Origin of the sequence: Candidatus Methanodesulfokora washburnensis, from assembly GCF_003947435.1 — an archaeon.
GTDB lineage: Archaea > Korarchaeota > Korarchaeia > Korarchaeales > Korarchaeaceae > Methanodesulfokora > Methanodesulfokora washburnensis.
Map to the genome: position 1 here is coordinate 1 of NZ_RCOS01000154.1, position 5,179 is coordinate 5,179.

A 5,179-nucleotide genomic window follows, 5' to 3' on the forward strand; every position below is an offset into this window, starting at 1 on the left:
ATCCGTGAGAAGTTTTATCTTTATTGTGTCCACGTAAAAAGAGAAGGTGGAAAAAGGAAAACCAAGAGATGCTATCTTGGACCAGAAGCCCGTCTTAAAGCTCCTCCTGCTATAAAAATAGCTTCTCTAAGTGGTGAGGAAATAAGCCTTCCTGTGATCGAGGAAATCAGAATCTCAAAAGATCTTCTTGAAGAGATCCTAACGTATTATGATTCACGGAGAACAACGAAACTGACAAAGGAGCAGAAGGATAGGGCGAAAGAGACGTTTAAGAAGGTTTTTTCCAAAGGAACAAAAATACTTAGGATAGAGACACCCTAATGACACCCTAACAACATCCTGCCATGACACCCTAATGAACACCCTAAATATTCTATTCAAATATTTTAGATTTAAAGTTGAACGAGAGTTTTACCACATTTAGGGCAGATAACTCCTTTTCCGTCAGCTGAATCAGCTGGAACTATTGGCTGATAACAATAAGGACAAATTACTTCTTCTCCTTTCCTATAAGCTGTCAAAAAGAAGGAAGCCCACAGTTTTTTCATCATCTTCACAGCATATTCTGCTTTTTTGTCCGTTTCGCTCTGAAGCTCAGCTAATTCTCTTAGCTGATCATCGATCGAAGGTCCGAGAGCTATACCTATGTCTCTAAGAGACAATCTAAGAGCTTTTGCTATCTCTCTGGTGCTTTTGCCCTCTTCATATAATTTCCTAACCTCTTCTACTTTTTCTGGAGTTAAGGGCATAAATGAGAGAGGAGATCTCGGAATAAAAAGCTTTCACATTTTTGTTTTGCCCTGATACCCTGTGTGATACCCTATGATGTTGGCAGGATACCCTATGATACCTTGTGATACCCATCGATACCCTGATACCTTAACGAGGCTCTCTTAATGAGATCCCTTATATATACGGCTGTCCTTAGGATTTCCCCAATATATCCCAACATCTCTCTCAACATCTAAGGATCTCATGTTATCTTGAGTTGTTGGTAAGTTACCTAAAGTTATATAAAGACCTCATGATACCTTATGAGGGCTTCAAAATTGGAGTGGACAGGCCCTCATAGAACGCCTGTTAAGGGATTTTAGATGCGAGATGAGCAATCATTCACTGCATGTATGAGTAGAATGCTATTGGACGCCGGAACGGTGCTTGAGAAGGCTAGGAAGAAGGCTAGGAAAGCCTTAGCAAGTCGCTACCTATTTGACAACTGGCCCTTGTTATTGATCAAGTACGCCTTGCTCAGGCTTGGCTTCGATGTCAAGCTCATCGCCAAGATTCGTGGTTGTACCTTCGAGGTGAGCCCCGAGACATTCGAGAGGCTTGTCGATGGATCTTCACGTGGACTCATCAAATCCGTCATATGTGTTGATGGCAGGATACTCGTGAACGGAGTGGAAGTCAAAAACATCGATGACGTTAGTACGGAAACATGGGCTAGAGTGCTTGGATGGGCTTACGACCCAGTTAAAAGATGCTGGTTTAAGGGTAACGTGAAGTTCAGGCGTATGCATTGGACCATATATGAGGCCTTTGATTATGGTGAGTATAAGTCGTTGAGTGTTAAGGATAGGGTTGTCGTCGATGTCGGGGCTTTCGTTGGTGACTCAGCCATTTATTTCGCTTTAAAAGGAGCTGATAAGGTTATTGCTCTTGAACCTCACCCAGAGGCCTATAAGGAAATGCTTGAAAACATCAGGCTTAATAAGCTTGAAAATGTGATAGTGCCTATTAATGCAGGTTTGGCGAGCAGACGTGGTAAGATATGTATTGAAAGGGTCGATGTTGAGAGAACTATTGGCACTTATCATAGACCCAGCAGTGACGGTGAAATCATAGCATTATGTTTGGGCGAGCTAATTAACAAATATGGCATCGATTCTAATGGTGCTCTAAAACTGGATTGTGAAGGATGTGAATATGACGTAATACTCAACGATTATGCACATGTCAAACTATTTGATGAGATTATACTTGAGTGCCACTCAAACGTTGGCGGTAAGCCTAGTGAATTATTGAAGGTATTGTCTCGTGATTACCGATGTAAGATTGTGAAGAAACATGAAAGGACCTGGACAATACATTGCGTTAGGAAATAGTAAACAGTAGGAATTCTACATGGACTGCGCGCGCATATATAATGAGCCTAAGAATTTCCATCCTGCAGTAATCTTCTTCTTTTTGTCTCTAAGGGAAGGAGAAAAGGAAAAGAAGGGGATTCTGAGAAACCAATAAAATATAACTAATTTATGCCTCTTAGGTAATTTCTTCCCTTCTACTATTGCAGAAACAAGCCTCATTGTTTTTCCTAAATATTTCATAAGATATGAAGAAGCTGAGACCTGCCCTCCGTCTGTATTCTTTGGAATAGCATCTGGTGGCGGATTTTCGAAAATCCAGCCTTCTTTTTTCCGATTTAGGCGAGAGAGCCAATTAATAGGACCTGAGTAAGGTTCTTTTCCTTCTCTTTTAGCTTTCTGCTGAAGTCTCTCTTTATAGCGGAGATAATGAGATAAGCGGCTTGCTGCATTAAACAAAACTATAAAGAAGTTAATGGAATTGAAAAGCTGTGATGTGTATGGCGTCACGCCAGATATCGGAATGTCTCCTAGACATGCTCAACGTCTTCTATCTCTTGTAGAAGCACCTCAAGAGATAAAACAAATGGAATTGAAAGGCTGGAATGCAACTAAAGCTGCCTTAATCCTTGGATAGGTGAACCTCAAAAGGTTCACCTAGGTGAACCTATGTTTACCTAAGATTTGGATAGGAAAGGAATATTCCAGAAAGGGGGGAAATTGTTACGTTTTTTGGCAGGTTTTTTGATATACTTATAGGGAGGTAAATATGCGGGAGAAAAGGGGATACATATGGTAAGAACACACAAGGAAAACCTCACATTCTCACCTTCAATTTGAATTATTCTATTTATTCGATAGGCTCTTGTCTCGCTCTCTCAATCTCCTCTTTTAGATCTACTCCCTTAAACCAGACCTTATGTTTTGGTTTTATCCTTTTAACTCCTTTTTCAGCTCCTAAAAGCTCAACATCATGGTAAAATGTGTTTCTCCCCTCTCTGAATACTTTGTTCTCCCTGCACCATTTATCGTAAGCTTGATATAGGATTTCTCCCTCAATCTTATAGGTTTCAGCAAAAGAACAACGTTGTTCTAGGAATTCTGAGACTCTATCAATAGCTGATAGTTTCTCTCCCTCTCCTCCTCATCCTTGATTATTCATCCCCTCTTTTTGACCAAATAGGTGCAGTAAATCACGAATTCCAAAAATGAGGCTATATTCACCTCATCCATCAGCTTTTTCTCCTCTTCTGTCCAATTATGTGGATTTATCGTCTCAACTATGTTGATCCTGTTTAGGAGAGCCTCATCCGTCAGTCTTGGAAATCTAGGCATCTCATTAGTTGCTATAAACATGCATAAATACATATCCTGCTGTCTTGGGCTTTTGTGCTTTACATCAACATAGACCGTGTCCCCTCCTGTTATCCTCTTCAGCATCTCAATATCCCTGACTATCACATCCCCTGCTTCAGACGTCAGCATAACCTTCGCTCCTAGTGCGTGCTGTAATGAAAATCTGTTATCTTTGCCCGTAATCAGCTTTAGACTCCCTGAGACTGAAAAGGATCCTAAAGCAGGTTTTATAAGTTTGAACAATAATGTGGTCTTCCTTGTTCTTGGATCTCCTTTTATTATGTTTATCTTCTCATCAGTATTTTTCCCCGCCAATATCGTGCCTAAACAGAGCTTTAGCCTCTCCCAATTCTCATCATCATATTCCTGTCTGATGATCCTATACCAACCCTCATTTTCAAAATAGCTCTCATCTATCCTCTCCTCCTCTATGGCTTTTAAGAAGCTCTCAGAGGGATAAAAAACATGTGTTTTTGTGAAATACTTCCCCTCGACATATTTCACCTTTAAATCGTTCATGTCCAAGACTTTCCCATTATTCAGAGGGAGAAGATCAGGGGGATTAATGTCATAAATCCCTATCTCCTCAGCTTGTGCCCCTATCTCCTTTAAAACTGTGCTTATCACTATATGCATCTCTGGGGAATCACTTATCCCATAGAGGATAAGGAGGTTTGTTATTTCCTTAGGCTCGATTAATATGTTATCAGGGGGAAAATAGGCATAAAGCTCCCCCTCCCTGCTTTCCTCTATTTTAAGGTTCACAAAGCCGATATATTGAGCTTCGATTAGATCCCTGATTATCTCATATACTATGCTAGGTTTATCTCTATATGCTACTCTTTTGTCAAAAGTCTCCTCAATCTTCTCAAGGATATCGCTTGGGAGCTCATCGGGTTTTGGTATCAATATCCCCTTAGCGAATGCTTTTCCTAGGGCTAGAGGTAATAAGAAGCCTCTCCTCTGATCTCTTAGCCATTTTTTCTTTTCTTTATGGGACATAGAAACCCAGACATTAGGGGGAGGGATTATCTCCTCAATCTTCTCAGCAAAGGCGTTAGCAAAGAGTTGTCCTTTCTCCTCAGGAGATAGCCCTTCATAGGATATAGCTATCTGATCAAAATCTTTATATTCTTCTTCAGGCTTTTTATCATCGGGTTGTGTGGTCTCCATCGGAGATCACCTTTCTTCTTTTTTCCTCTCCCTGATGCTCACCTCCTCCTTCCTTGCAAACCTCCTTAGGCCTTCGACAACTTCTTCTTTTCTTCTGTAACACATTTCATTTAAACAACTTATAAGGGAGTTCAAAACGCTCCTGTATGGCTCTATTGCCCTTGAAACAGCATAATCGAAGAACTCATGATAAAGGGTCTCAACTGCTTTTTCTTCATCCTCCTCATAGACATAGATCTTCTTTCCTTTCACCTCACCTGAGAGCTTGTTATCCTGAGGCATCCAAACTACATCAAGCTCAAATCCAAGCCCTGTAGCCCTTTTGAGCCTTTCCAGCTCATGTCTAAGCCTTTCTTTTATGAGGAAATTTGAATATCCTGATTCCTTCTCACTCTGTCTCTCTTTACCAGCATTTTTACTCATACTCTTCCTCTGTAAGCTATTTTGATTATCTTCTATCATCGGGAAAAAATAGGACTTTATGGCTTATAAGCCTTTATTCTTATATTTTAAGGCAAAACTTTTTATTTACAAGCTTAAATAAAAGTTTTTATTTGAGTTATAAT

Annotated in this window: 7 protein-coding genes; 2 read left to right on the forward strand and 5 right to left on the reverse strand. The window is 40.2% G+C overall.

All coding sequences use genetic code 11. The features are described from left to right. Positions 1 to 321, forward strand: a 321-nt coding sequence (locus D6D85_RS16510) for a hypothetical protein (RefSeq protein WP_161969886.1), incomplete at its 5' end; no start/stop codon positions are given. A gap of 71 nt (positions 322 to 392) precedes the next feature. Here the strand turns inward: D6D85_RS16510 and D6D85_RS13370 are convergent. Next, on the reverse strand, positions 393 to 749 hold the full coding sequence (locus D6D85_RS13370) for a hypothetical protein (protein WP_125672536.1): 357 nt from the start codon (positions 747 to 749) through the stop codon (positions 393 to 395). 345 nt (positions 750 to 1,094) lie between these two features. On the opposite strand from D6D85_RS13370, the gene D6D85_RS16890 reads away from it, so the two are divergent. Beyond that, positions 1,095 to 2,105 (forward strand): FkbM family methyltransferase, encoded by a 1,011-nt coding sequence (locus D6D85_RS16890; RefSeq protein ID WP_237558859.1) that lies wholly within the window; start codon positions 1,095 to 1,097, stop codon positions 2,103 to 2,105. Positions 2,106 to 2,120: 15 nt separating this feature from the next. On the opposite strand, the gene D6D85_RS13380 is transcribed toward D6D85_RS16890, so the two are convergent. From D6D85_RS13380 to D6D85_RS13395, 4 genes are all read right to left on the reverse strand, one after another. Beyond that, positions 2,121 to 2,594, reverse strand: a complete 474-nt coding sequence (locus D6D85_RS13380; protein WP_125672537.1) for a hypothetical protein — start codon at positions 2,592 to 2,594, stop codon at positions 2,121 to 2,123. Between the two features lie 340 nt (positions 2,595 to 2,934). Beyond that, entirely contained in the window at positions 2,935 to 3,201 is a 267-nt protein-coding gene (locus D6D85_RS17270; protein ID WP_125672541.1) for a primase-like DNA-binding domain-containing protein, read from the reverse strand. 41 nt (positions 3,202 to 3,242) lie between these two features. Further along, entirely contained in the window at positions 3,243 to 4,613 is a 1,371-nt protein-coding gene (locus D6D85_RS13390; protein WP_125672538.1) for a DUF5906 domain-containing protein, read from the reverse strand. A gap of 6 nt (positions 4,614 to 4,619) precedes the next feature. Further along, positions 4,620 to 5,036: a hypothetical protein gene (locus D6D85_RS13395; RefSeq protein WP_153184017.1), complete on the reverse strand. Its 417-nt coding sequence runs from the start codon at positions 5,034 to 5,036 to the stop codon at positions 4,620 to 4,622. Positions 5,037 to 5,179: the final 143 nt, after the last annotated feature.